This window comes from Mesorhizobium sp. M7A.F.Ca.CA.001.10.2.1 (assembly GCF_003998575.1).
Classification (GTDB): Bacteria; Pseudomonadota; Alphaproteobacteria; order Rhizobiales; family Rhizobiaceae; genus Mesorhizobium.
Window position 1 is genome coordinate 1 of sequence record NZ_RZQY01000832.1, and the last position, 2,245, is coordinate 2,245.

The following is a 2,245-nucleotide window of genomic DNA, read 5'->3' on the forward strand; positions in this document are numbered from 1 at the left end:
GAGACATTCCGTCTGGGCGACTGCAAATACAATGTCCTGGCGGTCAAGGAGACCTTCAAGAACGGCGACGGCGAGACGCTGGATTCATTCACCGCCCTTTATGCGCCCGATCTGCAAGCCGCGCTCGCGCGGCGCTACGATGAAGGCACCGGTTCGGAATCCGTCAACGGCTACGAGACGATCAAGCCGCTGGCCGAGTAGCTGAACCAGAGCCCGGCGTTCCCCACCTCGCCCGGCATCGGATGAAGAACGCAGCGCCGCAAAGTCAAGAGGTTCTCGGCTGTGGCAGTATCCTGTTGCGTCGCCTGGCTGCCAATCCGCCCTGCGATGGCGACGGCGCGCTGCGCTCCAGCCCCGCCAGGCAATCCCGCAGCACACCGGCATCCTGCGCCGTCTTGGCCATCGACATGGCCCCGGAATAGGCGGCGACCGTCAGCGCGGCGAAGCGTTCGGGGTCCGTGCCCTCGTCCTTGCCCGCCTGCTGGTCGGCACGCAGCTTGTCGGCAATCGCGCGCCGCCACCCGGCAAAGATACCGGCAAGGGCAAGGCGGAAATCGGGATCGGCAAGCGACAGTTCGTGCGCCAGATTGTTGAGCGGGCAGCCGCGCACGAAACCCTGCTGCTCCAGTTCCGCCGCCACGGCCTCGAACACGGCGCGCACGCCCTCGCGCGCCGATGCCGCCGCCAGCACCGGCGCGATCCATGTCTCTTCGACCGCTGCCGCCACACGCTCGTCGATCACAGCCAGCGCCAGCGCCTTCTTGGTCGGGAAGTGGTGATGCAGCGCGCCGCCGCTGACATCAGCCGCCGCCATCAGGTCGCCGATGCTGGAGGCGTGATAGCCGCGCGCCTGGAACGCATCCTCGGCGACATCGAGCACTTTCTTGCGCATGCCTTCAGGGTCGTTGGTGCGTTTTCCCGGGCGCGGTTTTGGCTGGACGGTCATCTCTGCTGACATTGCCGAACTTTAGCATGTTGACAAAACAGGACAACCGGTCTGTTTTACAAAACAGGACGATCACCCTGTTTTGGAGAATGTCGGATGAACCTGCCCCAGAACGTCGCGACGAAACCCTCAGCGCTCGCTTCGCCTGTCGTCGAGCTTCGGCAATACACGCTGAAGCCTGGCCGGCGCGACACGCTCATCGGCATCTTCGACGGCAGGCTGATCGAGGGCCAGGAGGACGCCGGCATGACCATCATCGGCCAGTTCCGGGACCTCGATCGGCCTGACATGTTCGTCTGGATGCGCGGCTTCGACGGCATGGATGCGCGGAAAAATGCTCTCGCCGCTTTATATGGCGGGCCGGTCTGGGCGGCGCACAGCGATGCGGCCAACGCAACGATGATCGATTCCGACGATGTGCTGCTGCTGAAGCCGGCGTGGCCCGCCGCCGGCTTCGACCTCGCGGGCAAGCAGCGGCCAAGCCTGGCCGATGACGAAAAGCCCATTCAAAACAAACCGCTGACCGGCATCGTTGTCATCGAGATTCATCATTTGCAGCCCGGCACAGAGGCTGATTTCGCCACTCGCTTCGAGACTGAGACGGCGTGCCTGATGACGGCCGACGCACGCCTGCTCGCCGCTTTCGTTACCGAGCATGCCGAAAACAGTTTTCCGCGCCTGCCGGTACGGGCTGATGAAAACGTCTTCATCAGCGTCATGGGTTTTGCCAGCACCGAGGCGCATGCCCGCCACCAGGCCGCCCTCGCCGCTTCTCCGGCATGGCAGGATTTTTGGCAGGCCGCGCAGCTCGGCCTGACCAAACAAACGGAGACTTTGCGGCTGTTGCCCACATCGCAATCATTGGTCGGGCGTTAGACTTCAAATGCCTCGATGATCGCCTTTGCGACAAGGACCGGATCTTCCCAATGCGGGTTGTGGCCACAACTCTCAGCCCGAACGAAGACGGCTTCGGCAAGAGCGGATTGCAACGCCTGCTGGTGCGCCGCGCCGAACAGCGGGTCGCAGGCGCCGGCGATGATCAGCGTCCGGGCCTGCACGACTCGTGCCGAGTCGGTCAGGTCGGCGCGGCGGATTTCCTCGAGAATCGCGCGCCAGCGCGGGGTCGGCATCGCCGAGGCCTCTTGCGCCAAGCCGGCGAGAAAGGCTGCTGGCACGTCGGTACGACAGGCATGCCACCAGGCATAGAACGGATCGGTCGGCGATATCGGGTCGCGCAGGGCCTCGACGCTCACCACCAGCGGATGACCCGGCGCGAAATCGGGCTTCAACGTGCCGGCC

3 protein-coding genes and 1 pseudogene are annotated in these 2,245 nt (G+C 64.5%); 2 read left to right on the plus strand and 2 right to left on the minus strand.

The annotated features are described in order from the left end of the window. Nucleotides 1-201: pseudogene (locus EN964_RS32320) on the plus strand (hypothetical protein); the annotation flags it as partial. Nucleotides 202-265: 64 nt separating this feature from the next. Here EN964_RS32320 and EN964_RS32325 read toward each other — a convergent pair. Further along, nucleotides 266-946, minus strand: coding sequence for a TetR/AcrR family transcriptional regulator (locus EN964_RS32325; RefSeq protein ID WP_127277279.1), 681 nt, complete (start codon nucleotides 944-946; stop codon nucleotides 266-268). A gap of 96 nt (nucleotides 947-1,042) precedes the next feature. Here EN964_RS32325 and EN964_RS32330 point away from each other — a divergent pair, with 96 nt between their 5' ends. Continuing rightward, entirely contained in the window at nucleotides 1,043-1,822 is a 780-nt protein-coding gene (locus EN964_RS32330; RefSeq protein WP_127277281.1) for an NIPSNAP family protein, read from the plus strand. On the opposite strand, the gene EN964_RS32335 is transcribed toward EN964_RS32330, so the two are convergent. Then, the coding region (locus tag EN964_RS32335) for an alpha/beta fold hydrolase (RefSeq protein WP_164776208.1) at nucleotides 1,819-2,245 on the minus strand (427 nt) is incomplete at its 5' end. The genes EN964_RS32330 and EN964_RS32335 overlap by 4 nt on opposite strands.